Source organism: Acetobacter zythi, from assembly GCF_963921165.1.
Lineage (GTDB): Bacteria > Pseudomonadota > Alphaproteobacteria > Acetobacterales > Acetobacteraceae > Acetobacter.
Genome location: NZ_CAWUEO010000001.1, coordinates 471,048 through 490,577, shown reverse-complemented (window position 1 = coordinate 490,577; position 19,530 = coordinate 471,048). Strand labels below are relative to the sequence as shown.

Below are 19,530 nucleotides of genomic sequence, written 5' to 3'. Positions count from 1 at the left end.
ATTGTGCCAGTGGTCTTGACTGGCGCTATGGTGGCAGGGACGTGAATGTTCATGACCAACAGGCAGTGGAATTTGGTGCGTGTCTTCTGAAGAGATCATAGACCCGACAGTCCAGCACAATGCATCCGTACGGCGGGTGCTGCTGCACATGGTTCTCCCCTTTGTACTGATCATCATGACCGTTTGCGCCATCGCGTGGGTGGGTATCAGTTCATACCGCACCACGAGCGAGGGCGTGTCGGTTCTGACGCGCGAACTCATGGAGGCGACCCAGCAGTATATCGGGCAGGAAGTTGGGGATTATATCGCTCCATCCGCCGCAGGGAACCTGATTGCTGGCGGCATGATCGAACACGCCCCCCCGCTTGTGTCGGACAAGGTGTTCTATTCCTACGGCAGCGTCATGCTGCAAAAAATTCCGCAGTTGCAGTCTTTTTATCTGGCTGATGACCAAGGGAATTTTACGCTGATCACCCGCTCCCCTGACAAGAATGTGCTGGACCATGTTCGCCTTGTTACGCAGTCGGGCGGCACAAAGGTTCTGCATCATGTTCTTTACAACACTGCGGGACAGAAAGTGCGGCAGTATGATGCCCCAGCCGGTGATTACGACCCGCGTGTGCGCCCGTGGTACAAAAACACGGCTGGTAAAGACACCATTCAGTGGACACAGCCTTACCTGTTCCCAACCGACAAACAGTTTGTCATGACCAGTTCGCTCCGTTTTCGGCGCGATGATGGGCATGAAATGGTGTTTGCTACCAATATCTCGCTCAATGAACTGAGTGCGTTTTTGGATAAAATCAAAATCGGCAAGTCTGGCAGCGCCATGATTGTGGATGGCGAGGGACGGATTATTGCGGGGCGTAATCTTACGCAGCACGCGGAAGCCGCCGGGTGGGACCCCGACAAAATGGTGCTCGACCCCAAGACCTACCCTGTTTTTGCGCTGGGTTATGATCATTACAGGGTGCGTGGTTTTGGCCCCAAGCATGTGGAATGGGACGGTAAAACCTATATTACCATGGCGTCCGCCCTGCCGCGTTATTCGCAGGGCTGGATTTTGCTCATTGTTGCCCCCGAAAATGATTTTGGCAGCTTTGCACACCAGAGCAGCCGCCAGAGCCTTCAGTTTGCCGGGATTGTTACGGTGTTTTCGCTGCTTCTGGGGGGCTTGTACATCCGCCAGTTGCGCAAGACTGAGGCCGGTAACCGTAGGCTGGCTGTGCAGCATTCTCAGGTCGCGCAGGAAAGTGGCGCTCTTCAGCAGGTTGCGGTCGCCCCCAACCTGTTCGACCCCACGGCTGAACCGCTGGTTATTACGGAGCAACTGGCGCAGGTCAGTGGTGCGCGCCGTGCCAGTCTGTGGCGGTTTTTGCACGATGGCGCGGCCATGGTGTGTGATGACACGTATGACCGGACCCAGAACACCCATTCCGGCGGGTTTGAGATGGGGCGGGAGGAACTGGGCAAGTTCTTTGGCGCGATTGAAGAAGGCTCTTCCTTCTCGGTCAACAACGCTGCCACGGATGAGCGTACAACACGCTTTGAACGGCTGGTCATGCGCGAGGTAGGCACCCGCGTGCTGGCCGTGTACCCCGTGCATGGTCCACATGGTACGTTGGGTATGCTGGCACTGGAAGACCCGGTCATGCTGCCGCATCTGCTGTATTTTGTAGAGCTTATGGCCAGCATTGCCGGTACGCGCTTTGCCGCGCAGAGCGCTCTGGAAGCTCAGCAGATGCCTGTGCTGGAAAATAAAGCGTCCACGCCTCTGGCCGTGCCGGGTAAACCCAAATCCGATAATCTGCTGATGCGCGCGGATGAAATGGCAGCGGTGACAGGGGCCAGCATCTACCCATCGGTTGCGGTGCTTGTTGTCAGTTTTTCTGACCCTGTTGTGGAAGGGAATAAGGAGACCACAACCCTTATCGCCCTGATCAACCAGTTGGCAACGCAGGTGCAGACCGTTGCGCAGGAAGAACACCTGTTTGCCGTAGAGGTAGCCGGGCACCGCATGATCTGCATGGCGGGCTGCACAACGGAGCCAGACCCCACAGCCCTGTTCCGCCTTGCCAATGCCGCACTCAAAATGCGGGAAACATTTATGGGAGCACTTGCTGCGGCCGATCTGGAGCCTGTGTTTACCATGGGTATGGATTTTGGCCCGGCTTTTGGTGGTGCTGTGGGGCAGTCGCCAACAGTGTTCAACCTGTGGGGGCAGACTGTATCCCTTGCGGAACTGATGGCCGAAAGCGCGATAGACCCCGGCACCATTCAGGTTACAGAGCGTGTTTACGCCAGTCTGCGTGACCGGTATCTGTTCCGCAGCCGTGGTTCGTTTTTTGTGCCACATCTGGGGCTTGGACGGGCCTATACGCTGGCGGCCCGCCGATGAGCGAGACTGAGCATCAGGTAACCCAATCCGTACCGCCGCCGACCGATACAACGCGGGACCCGGTTCTGGCAGGGCAGACGGGCGGGGGGCGGTTTTTTGCCCCTGTGCAATGGGGCCTTGGCAAGCTGGCATGGATCGGGCGGCTAACGCGCAGGCAGGCGCGTTTTCTGCTTATTATGCTTGGTGCGTCATGGGGCGTGATTTTTGAAAGCTTTCGTGCGCATTCATGGCGCAGGACGGTTCGGTACGAATTTATCAGCACCATGAACAACATCATTCGTGGTGGTCTTGTGGCCACCATGTTTGCCGGGGTGCTGACCGGGGTTGCCGCTGTTTCGCAGGTTATTTACTGGCTGGGTCTGACCGGGCTTGCCACCATGACCGGCTCGATCCTGATCAATATTGTGGTGCGCGAAATAGCCCCCATTCTGGTCGGGGTGCTCCTTTTGGGGCGTAACGGCATGCTCTCCACCACGGAGCTAGGGCTTTTGAGCATAGGGGGGGAAATCCGCTCCATGCAGGCTGTGGGCATAGACCCGTTTCTGCTGCTGGTGCTGCCCCGTACACTGGCTTTTACCGTGGCCGGGTTTACGCTGGGTATTCTGTTTTCGTTTGCATCCCTTGTGACCGGGTATGTGATGAGCCGCATGTCCGGGGTGATCAACAACCCGGTTTGGGTTTTTCTGGATGATGTGGCAACCGCCATGTCTGGTACGGATTACATTATTATTCCGCTCAAATTCATTACTGTCGGGTTTGTGGTCGGGCTTGGTGGGTGCCTGACCGGACTGACAGCCACAAACGAGGATTCACTGCGCACGTTGCTCCCCCGTGGTTTTTCCCGCGGGATGCTGATTGTGATGGTGGTGAGCGTTCTGTTCAGTCTGGATCTGTAAGATGGATGTGTACGCTTCCGGCCCCCTGCTTGAGCTGAATAAGGCCATTCCCTCGTTTGATGAAAGCGGGTTGCCGCCTGTTCCGTTCAGCATGAAGGTCATGCCGGGGGACTGCATGGTGGTGGAAGCGCGCGATATTGGGCACGCCACCATGTTTGCCGACCTGTGTTGTGGGCTTGTACCGCTTGATGATGGTCTGGTGCGGTTTATGGGGCTGGACTGGACCGATCTGGGCGACCGGGAGCTTAATGCCCTGCGTGGCCGTATTGGCCGTGTTACGCACAGGGCAAGCTGGCCGGAGTTTGTGCCAATACATCTTGCGATTGTGTTGCAGCAGTTGCACCATACAACCCGCCCGATTGACGATCTGGTGCAGGACGCGGCCCATCTGGCGGAAAGGTTTGGCCTGCCCGGCCTGCCAACGGAAAACCCGAGTTTTTTGCCCGAGGATGACCTGCTGCGCGTAAGCTGCGTGCGGGCATTTTTGGGGCGGCCCCATTTATTGCTGCTGGAAGACCCGCTTGAGGGCGGACCGGCAGAATTGAGCAATTCTTTTCTGGCTGCAATAACCGAAGCGCGCGACAGGGGCGCTGGGGTTATCTGGCTGGTAAGGAATAATGCAGTCTGGCAGGAATATCGGCAGGGTATTACGGCAACCTGGCGGCTTGCAGATGATGGTCTTGTAGCAGTACGGATGGGATAATGTTCCAACTCCGCTTACGACAGAAAGTAAAACCACTCATTTCTCTGCGTTACGCAGATGAATGGGTCGGGTTTCTCGTGCTTCTGAGCATACTCATTTTTGGGGGCGCGGTTATCGAAGCGGGCGTGCTGCGTGACTGGTTGACCCCACCTGCGCGGTTGCGTGTTGTGCTGCCTGCATCGGGCGTTGGTGGGTTGACCGTTGGTGGGGACGTGCAGCTTATGGGGGCGCATGCTGGCACCATCCGCAGCATCAAGCTCAATCCATCGGGCAATATGTACGCCATGGTTGATCTGGACCCACAGGCCAAGCCTTTTATCCGGCGCGATAGCACGGCTCTTATTCGCAAGCAGTTGATTGTGACCGGGGCGTCCTATCTGGACCTCAGCCGTGGGCATGGGGACCCGATGGACTGGAGCTACGCGGTTGTTTCGGCCACGCCTGCTCCCAACCCTGCGGACCAGATTACCGCGACCCTGAACAGTATTCAGGCAGAAATCATGCCTGCGCTGGCGAGTGCGCGGCACATGATGGCGCAGTTGGATGGCACCATTACCGACATGCACGCCGGTAAAGGCACAATTGGGCAGTTGATGACCAATGACCAGCTTATCCGCCAGTCCGAGGCGACCATTGCCTCTTTGGATGCTGTGATCGAACGGCTCAAACCGATTGAAAAGCAGGTTTCGGGGATCATGAGCAAAACAGATGCCACAATGGGCAACCTCAAATCCGCAACCAAGGACGTGAAGGACGCAACGCCCCACCTGCCAGCCATTGCCAGCAATGTGGAAGCCAGCACTGCGGACCTGCCAGCCATGCTGGCGCAGGCCCAGACCACGCTCTACGGCTTGCAGCAGTTGACCGACCAGTTGCGCGGTATGTGGCTACTGGGTGGGCATAAGGTAACGCAGCACAAACGTCTGGCGCCCAAGCAGGTGCGGCCATGAAACGCCTGACACATATGCTGGTTCTGGCGACCCCTCTGTTGCTGGCAGGGTGTGGTGCAAGCCAGACCAAACCCACCGCGCAGGATGACGCCGCGTGGGATCAGGCCATGCTGGCAGGGCGGGATTCGTTTGAACTGGGGCGCTACACGGTTGCTGTGTCGCAGTACCGTAAAGCCGCAAATCTTGCGCTGGTGCGTGATGATGGAACGGCTGTGGCCGAGGCCGGGTACGACCTTGCTGTCTCACAATTAGCGGCGAACACGCCGGAGCAGGCACTGCAAACAACGCAGGCAACCCGGCAGGCCGTGCAGTTGCGTGGCGCGCAGGATATGACTTCGCTGGATCTGGTGGAGGCGGCAAGCCATTACCGTCTTGGTCATTACGCGCAGGCAGTGGCCGCGGCGGGTCATGCCATGCAGTCGTCCGATACGGCATTGGCGGCGCGGGCGGCCCTTGTTATGGGGCTGGCTGCGGATGCACAGGGCGATCAGGGGCACTTGCAAACCGCGGCAACTTATTTGAACAGCCTTAAGCAGCCGTTATCCCTTACGCAGCAGGCAGATAGGGCTGAGGTGCAAGCACGAGTGCTAGGTCGGTCCAATCCTGCATTGGCCGAACACTTAGCGGAAGAAGCAGCAAACCTGCGCCAGAGTGAGGGGTCATACCACGATATGGCTCGCGCCCTTGCCCTTGCGGCACGGATTGCGGCCAGTCAGGGCGAGCAATCCAAGGCGCACGCATTCTGGGCGCGTGCAGCCCAGAGTGCTGCGGCACAATCTGGCAACCTTAACCGGATGGATGCGCAAACACTTGCGCATGGCAGCCTGACGAAAGGCAATGCAGTTCCACCAGCGGATGATGCGCAGGCATGGGCACGGAATGCGGGCAATATTGTCCTCAGCCCTTTTAGCGAGACAGACGGAACGCGGTAGTCTGGCGGCCTGTTCAACACAGAGCAGGCCATATGATTTTATTGTGTGAATAACACTGTGCGAGCACAATTTTTTATTGTGCTAAGGGGGAAGGTATTCTCCCCCTTTCCGCTGCCACTCATCACCAGAAGTTAGTGCTGGTGGGCGTTGCGTAAAATCTGTTCAAAATTGAAAATGGTAACATCTGGGTCTTTGGGCGCGTCCTTTAGGAGGCCGACACCAGCCGTTTCCAGCTTTGCAATGTTGGGAGAGTGTCTGGCGTTCAGAAGCATCCAGATCATGTTTGTGGGAACCCAAGGCCGCGAGGTGGATGGTAACCCAAATTCGAGATGTCTGGAAAAAGGAGATAGAGCCTGATCCCGATCAGATAAAACAAAGTAAACTGATGATGCATGGCTTAAATTATCAGTTTTTGAAAGATAATCAGATACCAATTTGAGTTCAGTCGATTGCTGAACAGCAAAGCCATTTTTCACGTTACTATAGGAAAGGTAAGAGCAGAGTATAAGAGTCATACTCATGCATGGCACCATAAGGTTATTACGTTTGATAACATTAAGCCACGCAGAGAGTGCGAGCGTGAAATACAGAAGCAAAAGGCTGGTTAATGCGACTTGCGATCGAAAAGTTGTAACACATTCCTGCACAACAAGATTGGGTAGAAAGGAAAGTGGAATTAACGCAATGAAGATAAGAAGTTTTTTGGAATTGAAAGTTTTATTGTTTTTGCAGGAATAATATATTCCTGAAGAGACGAACAAAAACATAAAAATAGATAATGCTATATTTTGTTTGGCGGATGCAAAATTCAGTGCGCTGCGTATGACTTTAAATAAGAACCATAGACATTTTTTTCCAATATCAGAGACAAGATTTGTCCGGGGGACATGGTAAAAATCATGAAATAGAAGGGGGGGGAGGATTTTGGTTGCTGCAAAGTCAATAACCAATGCTCCACCCATGATTGCACAAGTTATTGCTATGGATTTGAAAGACGGTAATGGCCTGTCTGATGCTAACCAGGCCGCCCCAGCAAAGACCCAGTACATCATGGCCGATGGCTGATAAATGCATATAGCCAGACTGAGGACAGCAAGCGCCTTTAAGCTATTTTTCCAGCAGAATTCTGTTGCGCCATGCAAGAGCAGAAAGCTTAAACCCGCAAAAAAAGCTGACCATGGGAAAAAGGCAGTCGTGGCCCATGCGGCATAAACCTGAAACGGTGGCATTAAGCCTATGCACGCAGCAAGTATGATGCAAACACGCGGTGGTAAGTTGGTTGTTTGCTTTATATGTTTCATAAAAAGCGTACACACTGCTGCAATTCCGGCTATGGAAATAAGCCTTATCCAGATTAAGTCAGCAGCATTGGGTGTTAAGGTGAAGGCATAATTGAGTAGGGCATAGACTGGCCTGCCATCCTCTACGATCATCCGTGTTACAGGTAATATTTGAGTGTGGGCGTCTTTTATATTGGTGTAGTCGTCTGAAAAACCATAAATTGTGGTTAAAACTGAAATATAAATAACAATAAAAAAGGATAGATAGGCTACATACGGTGTTGTATTTTTTGTGATGTATTTACTCAATGTCATCACATAACTATCCCTTAAAATGACGAATTTTAGCCGCTTCTATCAGGTGGCTATACACAAGTCCACTGGGCTTTTTATTGGAATGCTCATGATGTGGCTAAGCATTTTCGGTCTGATGCGCTAATGGCAAAAGGTCAGCTTTGCCGCGCTTTCCTAGCCCCTAAAATGGGATGTATTTGCACTGCGGGATATGGCGGCTGTGGTGGGTGCCATTGAGGGGGGTAACATATGGCATGGGTTGGGAGCGTTGCCGCTGGAGGTTTCTCACAACCTGTTGGGTACGCTGGCCCCCGTGGATGATGTGCCAGTATGGGCATAGTGTTGTTGAGGCTAAGCGTGCTTAATATGGGCTTACAAGCCTGAGCAGGAGACATTAAGGTAGGAACCCTGTTGCTCAGAAGAGCCTTTTGTGCTCGAAAAGCATCAAAGATAGTTGTCTAGGTGTGGTGTTTGGGAGGATTTTTGAAAGCCCATAGCTTCATTAATGTGAATGAAAAAACAGGCCAAAGGAAAGAAAATAATATGGCTGAGGTTTCTATATTAAAGCCGTAGCGGGTCGTTACGCCAACAAAAACTGTGTTGGTGGCTACGCCGCATAAAACGATTGTAATATATTTCCAGAATGTTTTTTTGTGAGATGCTTCTGGTGTAAATGACCAGTAAAAGTTTAAGAAATAATTATAGACTGTCGCTAAAAGGTAGGACAATCCGTTGCAATATTCTTTCGGGAAGTGTGAGTAATGAATAAAAATCCACAAGAACCCAACATAGAGCAGGAGCGTGCTAATTCCGATTATTGCGTATTTCAGGAATTGGATGACGGTGGGGGGCAGCAATTCAAAAAAATCCAAAGTGTTTGTGTCATTCTTCCGATCTATAACGAAGCGGATAATATCAGTTTCGTATCGAAAGATATTTTATCAAAATTATTGGAAAACAGCTATAATGCACACATACTTTTTGTCAATGATGGGAGTAAGGATAATTCTTTAAGGATTGTGAAGCATTTATGCAGTCAAAACCCTAGAATACATTATATTTCTTTTTCGCGAAATTTTGGCAAGGAAGCCGCGCTTATGGCGGGGTTGCAGGAATGCCGAGATCATTATGATGCGATCGCCTATATGGATAGTGACGGCCAGCATACCGTGGATGACCTGTTAATGCTTATTCAGCATACAGAAAACACCGGCTGTGATTTGACCTGTGGCGCAAGGGCAGACAGAAACTATCAAAATGGTTTGCAACGTTTTCTTTCCAATAGTTTTTATAGGTGTTTTCATTTTCTAACAAACCAAAGCATTGAAAAAGGCGTTGGTGATTTTAATGTTATGCGCTCCAAAGTTGTTTTAGCTTTATGTGAGTTCAAGGAAAGAGATCTCTTCATGAAAGGAATTATTTCATGGATAGGTTTTAGAAGAGAAATTGTTAATATTCATATTGTCGATAGGAAGGGGGGAGTATCAAAGTCTTCCACCCTGCGCATGGTAAAACTGGCTGTTTCGGCCATTATGTCATTCAGTTCATGGCCATTAAGACTTTGGTCGTTTGTTGGATTTTTCTCGTCTTTCCTGTCTTTTCTTTATCTCTGTTTCATTATTTTTCAGAAAATTCATTTTGGAATTAATATTCCCGGTTATGCAACAATTATAGTTATTCTGTTGGGTCTGGGTGGAATACAGCTACTTTCTGTAGGGATTATAGGTGAGTATATTTCCAGAATGTATGAGTCCTCCCAAAATAGGCCACGATACATTATTGATGAGCGGTCTTCGTGATTGCTCTATCTCTCCTTCCCTGTTTGGTCAAAGCGGGGAAAGGAGAGATTTGGGCTGTATTACTTGGAGATATGGCCTTTTTCTAAAATGTTATTAAAATCTATAATTGTCATATCGGGGTTTTGAGGGGCGTCCGAAAGAGCGCCAACATGGGCTGTGGCAAGTTTTTCTATATTTGGTGCATGTCTGGCATTGAGAATAACCCAAAGCATGCTGGTCAGGCTCCATGTTTCCGAAGTGCTGGGCCGCCCAAACTCATCATATCTTACAAAAGGTGCTAGAGATTTTTCTTTACTGGATGGAACAAGATATAGAACCGACGTATCTTTCAGGTCGTTTATTCCAGCAAGATAAGTAGATACAAGTTGTAGTTCGGCAGATTGAGGCCGTGTGATTTCGTTTTTTACATCACTGTAAGCAAACCAGATACATCCAAGAAGCACCAAGCTCATAAGAGTTGTTGTCATTTTTTTGTGTTTTTGGACATCAGATAACGCCAGGGCCGCTACGACAAAATATAACAAAAGCAGGCTGCTCAAGGCAGGCTGGGTCCGATATGTCGGCCAATTTTCTTGTACAAGCAGATTGGGTAGATACGTGAGCGGTAACAGACCAAGGCAGATCAGAATTTTCCAGTAGGGTGAGTTCTGGCTTTGTTTAATATCAATGAAAAACCCGGCTAATATAAATATAAGAACGAAAATAGAGAGTATTATGCTGCCCTTGGCGTAAGGCAGAGCTAGCGCATTTGGCATGACATGGAGCAAAAACCATGTGGTTTTTTTTCCGATATGGGACACAAGGCCAATACGCGCGAGTGAGGGTGTGTGCGGAAATAATAGCAATGGCAGAGTTTTGGTTGCGACAAAATCGACAACTAAAGCACCAGCCATGACGGAACTTGTGGTGACGATGTTTTTAATACGGGGGAGGGGGCTGCCGGATGCCACCCAGGTCATTCCAACAAAGACCCAGTACATCATGGCGGCAGGCTGATAAATGCACATGGCGATGCTCAGAAGGGTCAGGGACCCTATAAAATTTTTCCAAAGATCTCTGGACGGGCGTTGCAGAGCACGAAAACTCATGCCCGCCAAAAATGCAGCCCAAGGATAAAAAGCGGTTACAGACCATGCTGCATAAAGCTGGAAAGCAGGTAACAACCCAACGCATGCTGCGGTTATTATACAAACGGCCAATGGAAATTGAGTTTGTTCCCGAAGGTGTCTGAAAAATAACGTGCATAGAGCACTAATGCCCGCAATGGATATAAAACGGACCCAGCATAAATCAGCGGCGTCTGTTACATAGATGTAAATATAACTAAAAAGAGCATATACAGGCCGTCCTCCACTCACCATCATCTGCATGAGAGATGCCATATTCTTATGGGCACCTTCTATGTAGGTATAATCATCAGTAAATCCATACGTTGATGTTAGGACGCTGTGATAAATAATGGCAAAGAAAAGAAGATACGCAAAATAGATTATTTTATAATTTGCGATATGATTGTGTATTTTTGTCACGCATCATCTCTTTTCATTAGAGGTTCCCTGCATTTTTGCAGGGTTTATCGAACACTTGAACACGGTTCTATACATTTTTTGATGCCCAGAGAAGCCTTGTGTGCAGGCTGGTACAGCAATGACTTGCCACAACATTCACGACTTGTTGTGGCAGAAGATTGGAATATAAGCCTGTTTTTTGTGAAAAAATTGGCACCAAAACACTGACTATGCCGTGTGTTGAGGGCCTCTGTTTTATCTGTGCGCGCCTGTTGTGCCGGGTGTGTATTGGAGAAAAGATCAAGTTGTAGTGTGGGGGTGATGGTCCATGTGGCGATTTTCTTGAAAGATACGGCACTTAAAAAATAATCGCAAGTTAAGCAGGTCTTCCATGCAGAATCCAAGGAGCACAGATGCCGGTATGCTGTGTAACACCGCAAGAATGCGCCGGCCGGTCTGCATGGCTGTGCGCGCGGAGCGGTGATTATGAAAAGACTTTTCCACCATTACAGAAAACGCAGCCGTAAAGGGGAGGCGGAACGCTATACCAAGCTGGAGGATGTAGCGCCTGATCCTGCTGGTAAAGAAGGGAAGCGTTTCCATTTAAGCACCAAGGAAGCGGTCAGGCGTTTTCGCGCTCATGCTCTGGTGGAAGAAAAAAGCCACCGCGATGTTGTGCGCGTGGGCCTGAAGGACAGTGTATGGAGTGACCTTTACCACCATGCGCTCACGGCAAGCTGGCCAGCTTTTGCCGCTATTTCCGTGGTGTCGTACATCGTTATCAATCTTGTATTTGCGTTGCTGTATATGGCGGCGCCGGGGCAGATCACCGGTCTGTCCCATGGCATGCTGCTGTCTTTGTTCTTTTTTAGCGTACAAACACTCTCGACTGTTGGTTACGGAACCATGAGTCCGATAGGGGCGTATGCCAACGCTGTTGTCTCGGTCGAGGCCTTTGTGGGCATGATGCTGACAGCACTTGCAACCGGTGTGGTGTTTGCCCGTTTTGCCCGCCCCCGTGCGCGGCTGATGTTTAGCAATATGGCTGTTATCAGTAACGAAGGGGGGATCCCAGCCCTGTGTATCCGCATTGCCAACCTGCGGATGAGCGTAATTTTATCGGTTGATATTGAGGTTGCTCTATCCCGTCTGGTCATGAGCGATAATGGGCATCTGGTGCGCAAGTTTGACCAGCTTCTGCTTATGCAATCTCATGTGCCGGTTCTACGCTTTGCCTTTGTTATGGCGCACGTCATTACCCCTGACAGCCCCTTGCACGGCAGAACTGTTGCGGAACTGGAGAATGAGGAAGCCGAGATTATTGTGACCGTAACCGGCACGGACGAAGCACTGGGCCAGACCGTGTTTGCAAGAACGGCCTACAGGTTTGACCGGGTGCAGCATAACCATCGGTTTGTGGATATTGTGCTTTCCCGCCCCGATGGACGCATTACGGTGGATTACACCCGCTTCCATGATGTTGAGGCACACTAACAGGCAGGAGGTGTGCGCGGGCTGAAATGCCCGGCACACCCCCACCACAATCCCAAAATAAATTGTAACAAAAGGCGTTTCAGGTCGCTCGGTAGGGACGGGATGCGTCCAGGAATACGGCGTTTGCGTCCAGTTCGTGGGAGACCACAATCAGGTAGGCAATGGCGCGCGTGAGTTCGATACGTGTGGAAATATTAGGCTCGGCGGCTTCCATCCGCCGCAATGCGGTCGTTGCTACGCGTGCAGCGTGGGCCGTATGACCATATTTGCCTGTAAAGTGGCTCATCCGCTTCATAACAATTTCTATAGCCCGGCGTGCGGCCGGGGGGATCTGGTTGCGGTGCAGAAGTGCGCGCAGGCGGATAATGTTCAGACCTATGGTCATGGCCGCCAATGTGCCCTGCAGGCAGCCCTCGATTGTGGGGGAGGGCGTGGGGCCAGCATGGCGGATCAGGCGTGCAAAGCGGTCAATGTTGCGGCCAATCCAGTCCCGCGTCATGGGCATGGGTTCGGCAGAGGCCAGTGTACGCAGGTCTCGGAGCAGGGTCCGGCGCATGCGCCAGCGTTCTGCCGCACTGTTAAAAGGCAGAACAGCGCGGAAAATAAGCACCGCAAAAAACACACCCAGCAGAATGGCCCATGTGGAGTTGAACCATGTAACTTCGTCCACCCGCCCCTGATTGAGGGGGTGCACAAAATTAGGCAGCAGGAGTGTATAGGCTGCGGAGTGCAAAGCCGTGCTGGCGTTACGCGCGGCCAGCCCCCCGGCAAACATGGGAATGGCGAGTGTTGCCACCAGCATTTCGTAATTAGCCTGTGTGGGCAGGACAAAAAAGACCAGAAAAAACGCAACAAGTGCTGCCCATATGCCACCGATCATGAACTGTGTGGTGGCGACAACCGGGTTTTCCCGCGTGGCAAACAGCCCGCACACAATGGCTACGAACGTAATAAACCCAAGCCCCGTGGGCCATGCCGTACATTCCCACACCAGCCCGGCTGCACTCAGGGCTACGGCTGCGCGCACGCCATTATAAGCGGCCTCGCGCTTGTCCACATGCGACTGAAGGCGGAAGTGGAAGTGGTCTCCACGAATAAAATGCTGGCTGGCATCGTATTCCCGAATGGCCTGCTCCAGTTCGCCCAGTAGTTCGTCCATGGCGTTGTGCAGGATGCGCCCGTCCAGCAGGGCGGAAATCTGGGCGTGTTCGTCTTCCAGCGTAAAAGCGGAGCCAATTTCGTGCGTTAGGGCATCCACAATCTGCTGGTGGCATTCCGCGCGCAGCAGTTGCAGGTCACGCAGAATGCCACGCACCCCGGTTTCCGTGTTCAGGCGGTTGGGCAGGCTGCTTAGAAAAGTGCTGACGCGGGAGGCTGTCTCGCGGAAGATGGGCTGGTCGGTCTGCACGTATTGCAGGCGAACCGTCATGCCCAACCCGCGTGAGAGCAGGACAGATACAGCCGCCAGCGCCGCGCGGGCATGATCGCCTTCGTGCCCGTGCGGCCCCATTTCCGCTTCGGAGAATTCGATCTGGTCGTTAATTGAGAGGATGGGGCCAAACATGGCGCGTGAGCGGATGAGGGCCTCGTCATCTCCTGCCAGCAGGCTGGCTACGGCTTCGGACACATTGCTTAGGGCCGTACGGAGCTTATCGCGGATGTTGCGGCGTGCGGTTTCGGCCAGATTATGGGCAAACAGGCCCGCAACCGTACTTTCACACACAATGCCCAGCACAATATAAGTCGCGCGGGACATGGCGGTCATGAACACGTTTTCGGGGTGGGGAATGGCGCCTATGGCAATAATGGCCGTTGTATAGCCCGCCAGAACCAGCGCGTAGGAGCGGAAGTTACGCACAAGGGTTGCAAGCCCGCAGCACAGCCCCAGCCAGATGGAAAGAGCAGGGAAAAACAGCCATGCGGTCTGGTTGAAGGCCGAAATAAGGGTGATGGACATAACCACCCCAATGGCGGTGCCCACCAGACGCCAGCGTGCCTTGGACAGGCTCTCCCCGCGTGAGCCTTGCGCCACGATCCATACGGTCATGGCGGCCCATTGCGGGTCGTCCAGTTCCATCCACAAGGCAATAACAAGTGCGATCAGGGCGGCGGCTGTTGTGCGTAGTGCAAACCCGATTGCCGATGGTGTAGGCGCGAGTAGCCAGCTTAGGGGTATTTTGCGCTGCACACCGGGCGGCCCTAACGGGCGGAAGGTCCGCAGGCGACCGATCCTGTCAAGCAGGGGAAAAGAAAGACTGGGCACAATGGCTACTTTGTTGCAACAGAGGAAGGTGGGGAATCAGATTGTAACCGTAGCCCCTTTTCCCCTTTTTTCCTTGTGGGTTCAGACGCATATCAGCTATCGCTTCTCAAACGGGAAAGGGCGGTCTGGAGCCGGTTTGTGTTTATAAGTATTGCATGGATCTGTTATTCTATCCATGACCAAATTAGACCGCGCCAGCCGTTTGGCACCCTTGGTGGCGCATATGGGAAAGATGATGGATATGTCTGATTTTTTTCAGAATATTGTAGGTAAGGTTGAAAGTGTTCTGGGTGGGGATGTCCAGACCATTGTCAAACAGCAGCTTCAGTCCCTGACGCAGCCGCAGACAATTCAGGCCCTGCTGGACCGGGCTGATCAGGCCGGTCTGGGGGATAAAGTCCGCTCATGGATCAGCCAGAGCGGTAATGTGCCCGCCACACCGGATGAAATCCGCTCCATTCTGGGGAGCGGTGCTGTGCATGATCTGGTGGAAAAAACCGGCCTGCCAGCCGATGCCGTGGTGACGGCGCTGGTGCATTTTCTGCCAGATGCGGTGGACAAGCACACGCCCGATGGGGTGCTGCCCACAACAGACGCCACAAAGAACGCCTGATCCGTCAATCGGGTCGCACAGGTGTGATGCACGGCATTTTCGTGCATCACACGCCATATTCCGTTATGATACTGCCATGACCTTGGGTGAACGTATAACGCGGATGGATAGCTGGCTGCTGGATCAGGTATGCCAGCCTATTGCGGACAGGCTGCCGGAGCGCTTTCCGGCCTTTGATGCGGGGATGAGCTGCCAGTTTGGCTCCCTGCTGCTTTCCGCTGTCTCCATTATTGCCGTGTTCGTGCTGACCGGCATGAACGACTTTGGCGACATGATTTTTAACGTGCTGGTCTGGTGCCTGTGCGTGAGCTTTTTTGCCGTGTTGAGCCGCCTGCGGGTGCTGGTCAAACCGGGCAAACCCAACCCGCTGCGGCATATGCTCATCAGTGTGCGGATTATTTCCATCCCGTTCGCTTTGTATGTTGTGTATCAGGCACTGACCTCGCCCCTCACATTCGGGACGGCGGTGTGGTTCAACGCATTTTCAAATATTGTGTTTGTTGTGGGGCTGTATCTTATGTCGTGCCAGCCGCGTCCGCCGAAGATGCGCACAAAGGAAGATGTATGGGGCCGGAACTTTGCGCCCCAGCCCGGTGGTGGGTTTTAACAAACCATAAAGAACGCACACACGATCAGGGGTTTTCCTGATCGTGCTCACCTTGCGCAATGCGGCCCTGTACCGCAGGCCGCCAATCCGCGTCCTTGGGTGCTGCATCAAGCGCTTTGCGGAACAACTCTAGTGCTTGAGCCGTTACGTGGTGTTCAGCCCGTGTCATGGCTTCAGCCGTGCGGGCGGCAAGTTCGGGGTCAAAACCCAATGCCAGAGCATGGCCCCATGCATCCGCTGCCTGTGCGTAATGGTCGCCCGATGCCTGCAACTGGCCAAGAAGCAGGTAGCCCTGCCGCCTGTTGGGGTCATCCGCAGGTAAACCGGCAATGGCTTGCTGGAGTTGCGCAATAAGGGCATCGCTCTTGCGGTTTTGCATATGCTGGGCAACCAGCCGCGGTCCAAGCGGTTGTGCTGGCAGGCCGGGCGCGCCGTTGGTCAGGTAAAGGGCAATGGCAAGGGCTGGAGCGGCCGCAAGAGCAAACCAGCCAAGCATGGCCGAACTGTTGGCCCGTGCGGTAGAGGGGGCTGCATCTGCTACAAGAATGCGGCGCTGAATTTCCAGTATGGCAATGTCGTGTTCGGCCGGGGCAATCAGGCCTATGGCAAGGTCACGGTCCACTTCGGCCAGTTGGGCTTCGTGCAGGGCAAGGGCCGTGCTGCGTTCGTCCTGAATAACGCGGGTGCATGCCCAGAGAGTGTAAAAGGCCGGAGCCAGTGCAAACAGGCTGAGCAGCCCGATGGAAAGCCAGATCATGCTCTCAGTCCTTTGTCAGTCTGGCCAGACGGGCCTTTTCTTCTTCGGTCAGCGGAGGCGGCGGTGGGGCTGCGGCCCTGCGGCGGTAGAACATAAAGGCCGTGCCAACCCCCATAAGCAGGGCCAGAACCGGCATGCCCCACAGGAGTAACGTACCAACCGAAAGTGCTGGGCGCAGGCGGATGAAGTTACCATAACGGCTGACCATCCAGTCCATGACCTGCTGGTTGTTCTCGCCTTTGGCAACGTGTTCGCGCACAACGCGGCGCAGGTCGCGCGCCAGCCCTGCGCTGCTATCTTCAATCGATTCATTTTGGCACACAAGGCACCGCAGTTGCGCACCAATGGCCTGCGCGCGGGCTTCCTGCTGCGGGTTTGCCAGCATTTCGGACGGGTCATCAACTGCCAGAACCAGCGCCGGGGCTGCCATAAGGGCCAGCCCGACCAGTAAGGCTGCCAGTTTGCGGTGCAGGGTCATGGCGTTTGCAGCCTGTGGGCCAGTGGTAGCAGAACCTGTGTAAGGGTGGTTTCCGTTAACGGGGCTGCTGTATGCCAGCGAATAACACCCCCCGGTCCAACCAGAAAAGTTTCTGGCACACCCGAAATGCCCCATTCAATTCCGGCCCGTCCGGCGTGGTCATCGCCCAGCCGGGTAAAGGGGTTGCCTGAATGGCGCAAAAAACTGGCGGCGTTTTCGGGCTTGTCCTTGTAGGCAATGCCCCACATATCCAGCTTGTCCTTGAGCGTCATCAGGGTTGGCATTTCCGCAAGGCAGGGAATGCACCATGACGCAAAAAAGTTGACCAGCACGGGTTTGGTCAGGTGCTGTAGGTCCTGTGCGGTAAACCCGTCTGCGGGGGGCAGGGGGGCCAGCGTAAAGTCCGGCACGGGGCGGTCCAGCACAGGGGCGTTGATGTCATGCGGGTTGAAGGACCCGTGTTCCATGCCGTCCAGCATTTTCCAGAAAGCAACACCAGCAACACCGGCTCCGGCCAGCGGCAGGGCCATAAGCAGGCGGCGGCGGGTCAGGTTGTCCGAAGGTGTGGTCATGATACGCTCGCGGTTGCGGGGGAGGGTCTGGCCCGTTGGGGTGCGCCAACGCGCATGCGCCGGTCGGAAAGGGACAAAGCCCCGCCAAATGCCATGATCAGCGCACCCAGCCACATCCATGGCGCCAGCGGGTTGTAGTGCAGGCGCAGCACGTAGGTCGGGTTTGTGTCGGGGCCATGCCTGTCGCCCAGAACACCGTACAGGTCGGCCAGCATGTTGGTATGGATGGCAACGTTTGTTGTGGTCTGGTTCTGGCTGTTAAAGCTGCGCTTGGACGGGTGCATGACCGTAACCAGCTGGCCATTGTGCCGGACTTCCAGCGTTGCAACCATAGCGGTGTAGTTGGGGCCGGGTTCCTGCTCCACGGCCTTAAGGGTCCATGTGTACCCGGCAAGCTGTTCCGTGGTGCCAATGGGCACTTCCACAATTTTGTGCTGTGCCTGAGACATGGCGGCAAGGCCAAGCACGGTAATGCCTACGCCCGCATGGGCAATGGCCGTGCCAACAATGGCGCGTGGCAACATACGCGCGCGCTGGATGGAGGTCGCAACAGGTACGCGGAACAGCCGCGTACGCCCTGCCAGATCCGTAATACTGGAGGCAATAACCCATATGGCCGCCGCCGCACACAAAATGGCCAGCACGCCCGAGAGTTCAAAAACAGCAACCGCACAGGCAAGGGCTGCCACAATGGCTGCGATCCACAATTTTTGCAGCACCGGCCACAACTGCGCGCGCTTCCACGGCAGCATGGGACCAAACCCCATAAAGATGAACAGGGGCAGGGCGAGCGGGATTGTCGTTGCGTCAAAAAAGGGTTTGCCAACCGATATGGTGCGGTCAAACAGCAAGGACATGAAGGGCGGATACATGGTGCCGGTCAGCACCACAGCACACAGGGAGCACAGCAAAATATTGTTGAGCACCAACGCCCCCTCGCGAGAGACCGGGGCAAACAGCCCGCCTGCGGTCAGTGCCGGGGCGCGGTAGGCGAACAGTGCCAGAGAGCCACCAATAACAACGCCCAGAAGGCCCAGAATGAACACCCCGCGCGCCGGGTCGTTTGCAAAGGCATGCACGGAGTTCAAAATACCCGAACGCACAAGGAACGTGCCCGAAAGCGAGAACGAGAAAGTGGCAATGGCCAGCAGCACGGTCCAGATTTTAAGGGCTTCGCGCTTTTCCACCACAATGGCGGAGTGGATCAGGGCGGTGCCGGTCAGCCATGGAATGAGCGAGGCATTTTCCACCGGGTCCCAGAACCAGTAGCCCCCCCAGCCCAGTACATAATAGGACCACCATGACCCCATGGCGATGCCGCAGGTCAAAAAGCACCACGCAGCCACCGCCCACGGGCGCACCCAGCGGCCCCATGCTGCGTCCACCCGACCTTCAATCAGGGCGGCAATGGCAAAGGCGAACGGCACGGCAAAACCCACATACCCCGTGTACAGAATGGGGGGGTGGAAGGCCAGACCGGGGTCTTGCAGCAGGGGGTTCATGCCCTGCCCATCCATGGGGGCGGGCCAGATGCGGGCAAACGGGTCCGATGTGGTCAGGCAGAACAGTTCAAACCCCGTGGCCACAAGGCCCAGCACGGCAATAACGCGGGCACGCAGGGCGGAGGGCAGGTTCCGCCCGAAGGCGGCAACGGCTGCACCGCACAGGCCCAGAATAAGCGCCCAGAGCAGAATGGAGCCTTCATGGTTCCCCCATACGCCGGTAATTTTGTAGAGTAGGGGTTTGGAAACAGCACTGTTTTCCGCAATGTTCTGGACCGAAAAATCGTCCGTAACGGCTGCGTAAATCAGGCTGAGGAAGGACGCGCCAAGGGCGATCATCTGCCCAAGGGCAAGGCCGGGGGCCAGCGCCATAAGCCGCGCGTCACGCCGTGATGCACCAATAAGGGGAATAATACCTTGCACGGCAGCCAACACACAGGCCAGCGCAAGGGCGTAATGTCCGAGTTCGGGGCTTAACATATCT

17 protein-coding genes are annotated in these 19,530 nt (G+C 54.0%); 9 read left to right on the top strand and 8 right to left on the bottom strand.

What is annotated here, in order from left to right:
- Positions 1 to 79 precede the first annotated feature (79 nt).
- The 5 genes from AABE20_RS02390 to AABE20_RS02370 are packed head-to-tail and all read left to right on the top strand — an operon-like array spanning position 80 to position 5,879.
- Entirely contained in the window at positions 80 to 2,398 is a 2,319-nt protein-coding gene (locus AABE20_RS02390) for an adenylate/guanylate cyclase domain-containing protein (protein ID WP_338331639.1), read from the top strand.
- Positions 2,395 to 3,294 carry an MlaE family ABC transporter permease gene (locus tag AABE20_RS02385; protein WP_338331638.1) on the top strand — a complete coding sequence of 300 codons (900 nt, stop codon included), beginning with the start codon at positions 2,395 to 2,397 and terminating at the stop codon, positions 3,292 to 3,294. The genes AABE20_RS02390 and AABE20_RS02385 overlap by 4 nt, the downstream gene beginning before the upstream one ends.
- 1 nt (position 3,295) lies before the next feature.
- Positions 3,296 to 3,997, top strand: coding sequence for a P-loop NTPase family protein (locus tag AABE20_RS02380; protein ID WP_338331637.1), 702 nt, complete (start codon positions 3,296 to 3,298; stop codon positions 3,995 to 3,997).
- On the top strand, positions 3,997 to 4,947 hold the full coding sequence (locus AABE20_RS02375; RefSeq protein ID WP_338331636.1) for an MlaD family protein: 951 nt from the start codon (positions 3,997 to 3,999) through the stop codon (positions 4,945 to 4,947). The genes AABE20_RS02380 and AABE20_RS02375 overlap by 1 nt, the downstream gene beginning before the upstream one ends.
- The gene (locus AABE20_RS02370; RefSeq protein WP_338331635.1) at positions 4,944 to 5,879 is read left to right on the top strand and encodes a hypothetical protein; all 936 of its coding nucleotides are present in this window, start codon (positions 4,944 to 4,946) and stop codon (positions 5,877 to 5,879) included. The genes AABE20_RS02375 and AABE20_RS02370 overlap by 4 nt, the downstream gene beginning before the upstream one ends.
- 131 nt (positions 5,880 to 6,010) lie before the next feature.
- Here AABE20_RS02370 and AABE20_RS02365 read toward each other — a convergent pair whose 3' ends face one another.
- Positions 6,011 to 7,474, bottom strand: a complete 1,464-nt coding sequence (locus AABE20_RS02365) for a hypothetical protein (RefSeq protein ID WP_338331634.1) — start codon at positions 7,472 to 7,474, stop codon at positions 6,011 to 6,013.
- Between the two features lie 437 nt (positions 7,475 to 7,911).
- Positions 7,912 to 8,232 carry a GtrA family protein gene (locus AABE20_RS14360; protein ID WP_408740582.1) on the bottom strand — a complete coding sequence of 107 codons (321 nt, stop codon included), beginning with the start codon at positions 8,230 to 8,232 and terminating at the stop codon, positions 7,912 to 7,914.
- Between AABE20_RS14360 and AABE20_RS02360 the strand changes: the two genes are divergently transcribed.
- Positions 8,215 to 9,252, top strand: a complete 1,038-nt coding sequence (locus AABE20_RS02360) for a glycosyltransferase family 2 protein (RefSeq protein WP_338331633.1) — start codon at positions 8,215 to 8,217, stop codon at positions 9,250 to 9,252. The genes AABE20_RS14360 and AABE20_RS02360 overlap by 18 nt on opposite strands.
- A gap of 59 nt (positions 9,253 to 9,311) precedes the next feature.
- Here the strand turns inward: AABE20_RS02360 and AABE20_RS02355 are convergent, their stop codons facing one another.
- Positions 9,312 to 10,781, bottom strand: a complete 1,470-nt coding sequence (locus AABE20_RS02355; RefSeq protein ID WP_338331632.1) for a glucosyltransferase domain-containing protein — start codon at positions 10,779 to 10,781, stop codon at positions 9,312 to 9,314.
- A gap of 465 nt (positions 10,782 to 11,246) precedes the next feature.
- On the opposite strand from AABE20_RS02355, the gene AABE20_RS02350 reads away from it, so the two are divergent.
- Complete coding sequence (locus AABE20_RS02350; protein WP_338331631.1) at positions 11,247 to 12,254, top strand: ion channel; 1,008 nt, start codon at positions 11,247 to 11,249, stop codon at positions 12,252 to 12,254.
- A 79-nt stretch (positions 12,255 to 12,333) separates the two neighbouring features.
- Here the strand turns inward: AABE20_RS02350 and AABE20_RS02345 are convergent, their stop codons facing one another.
- Positions 12,334 to 14,517, bottom strand: coding sequence for an FUSC family protein (locus tag AABE20_RS02345; RefSeq protein WP_338331630.1), 2,184 nt, complete (start codon positions 14,515 to 14,517; stop codon positions 12,334 to 12,336).
- A gap of 241 nt (positions 14,518 to 14,758) precedes the next feature.
- Here AABE20_RS02345 and AABE20_RS02340 point away from each other — a divergent pair, with 241 nt between their 5' ends.
- Positions 14,759 to 15,130, top strand: a complete 372-nt coding sequence (locus AABE20_RS02340; protein WP_198912024.1) for a YidB family protein — start codon at positions 14,759 to 14,761, stop codon at positions 15,128 to 15,130.
- Between the two features lie 76 nt (positions 15,131 to 15,206).
- A complete protein-coding gene (locus AABE20_RS02335; protein WP_338331629.1) occupies positions 15,207 to 15,737 on the top strand; it encodes a hypothetical protein in 531 nt (176 codons plus the stop codon).
- 25 nt (positions 15,738 to 15,762) lie between these two features.
- Here AABE20_RS02335 and ccmI read toward each other — a convergent pair whose 3' ends face one another.
- The 4 genes from ccmI to AABE20_RS02315 are packed head-to-tail and all read right to left on the bottom strand — an operon-like array spanning position 15,763 to position 19,526.
- Positions 15,763 to 16,494, bottom strand: a complete 732-nt coding sequence (ccmI, locus tag AABE20_RS02330) for a c-type cytochrome biogenesis protein CcmI (protein ID WP_338331628.1) — start codon at positions 16,492 to 16,494, stop codon at positions 15,763 to 15,765.
- Positions 16,495 to 16,498: 4 nt separating this feature from the next.
- Positions 16,499 to 16,972, bottom strand: coding sequence for a cytochrome c-type biogenesis protein (locus tag AABE20_RS02325; protein ID WP_338331627.1), 474 nt, complete (start codon positions 16,970 to 16,972; stop codon positions 16,499 to 16,501).
- Positions 16,969 to 17,544 (bottom strand): DsbE family thiol:disulfide interchange protein, encoded by a 576-nt coding sequence (locus AABE20_RS02320; RefSeq protein ID WP_338331626.1) that lies wholly within the window; start codon positions 17,542 to 17,544, stop codon positions 16,969 to 16,971. The genes AABE20_RS02325 and AABE20_RS02320 overlap by 4 nt, the downstream gene beginning before the upstream one ends.
- Positions 17,541 to 19,526, bottom strand: coding sequence for a heme lyase CcmF/NrfE family subunit (locus AABE20_RS02315; protein WP_338331625.1), 1,986 nt, complete (start codon positions 19,524 to 19,526; stop codon positions 17,541 to 17,543). The genes AABE20_RS02320 and AABE20_RS02315 overlap by 4 nt, the downstream gene beginning before the upstream one ends.
- Between the last annotated feature and the right edge of the window lie 4 nt (positions 19,527 to 19,530).

What these genes read in the sequence shown, in the direction of transcription:
- AABE20_RS02325 (WP_338331627.1), bottom strand. Translation starts at nt 16,972, where the DNA reads ATGACCCTGCACCGCAAACTGGCAGCCTTACTGGTCGGGCTGGCCCTT.
- AABE20_RS02370 (WP_338331635.1), top strand. Translation starts at nt 4,944, where the DNA reads ATGAAACGCCTGACACATATGCTGGTTCTGGCGACCCCTCTGTTGCTG.
- AABE20_RS02360 (WP_338331633.1), top strand. Translation starts at nt 8,215, where the DNA reads ATGAATAAAAATCCACAAGAACCCAACATAGAGCAGGAGCGTGCTAAT.
- AABE20_RS02335 (WP_338331629.1), top strand. Translation starts at nt 15,207, where the DNA reads ATGACCTTGGGTGAACGTATAACGCGGATGGATAGCTGGCTGCTGGAT.
- AABE20_RS02315 (WP_338331625.1), bottom strand. Translation starts at nt 19,526, where the DNA reads ATGTTAAGCCCCGAACTCGGACATTACGCCCTTGCGCTGGCCTGTGTG.
- AABE20_RS02380 (WP_338331637.1), top strand. Translation starts at nt 3,296, where the DNA reads ATGGATGTGTACGCTTCCGGCCCCCTGCTTGAGCTGAATAAGGCCATT.
- AABE20_RS02365 (WP_338331634.1), bottom strand. Translation starts at nt 7,474, where the DNA reads ATGACATTGAGTAAATACATCACAAAAAATACAACACCGTATGTAGCC.
- AABE20_RS02350 (WP_338331631.1), top strand. Translation starts at nt 11,247, where the DNA reads ATGAAAAGACTTTTCCACCATTACAGAAAACGCAGCCGTAAAGGGGAG.
- AABE20_RS02385 (WP_338331638.1), top strand. Translation starts at nt 2,395, where the DNA reads ATGAGCGAGACTGAGCATCAGGTAACCCAATCCGTACCGCCGCCGACC.
- AABE20_RS02375 (WP_338331636.1), top strand. Translation starts at nt 3,997, where the DNA reads ATGTTCCAACTCCGCTTACGACAGAAAGTAAAACCACTCATTTCTCTG.
- AABE20_RS02320 (WP_338331626.1), bottom strand. Translation starts at nt 17,544, where the DNA reads ATGACCACACCTTCGGACAACCTGACCCGCCGCCGCCTGCTTATGGCC.
- ccmI (WP_338331628.1), bottom strand. Translation starts at nt 16,494, where the DNA reads ATGATCTGGCTTTCCATCGGGCTGCTCAGCCTGTTTGCACTGGCTCCG.
- AABE20_RS02340 (WP_198912024.1), top strand. Translation starts at nt 14,759, where the DNA reads ATGTCTGATTTTTTTCAGAATATTGTAGGTAAGGTTGAAAGTGTTCTG.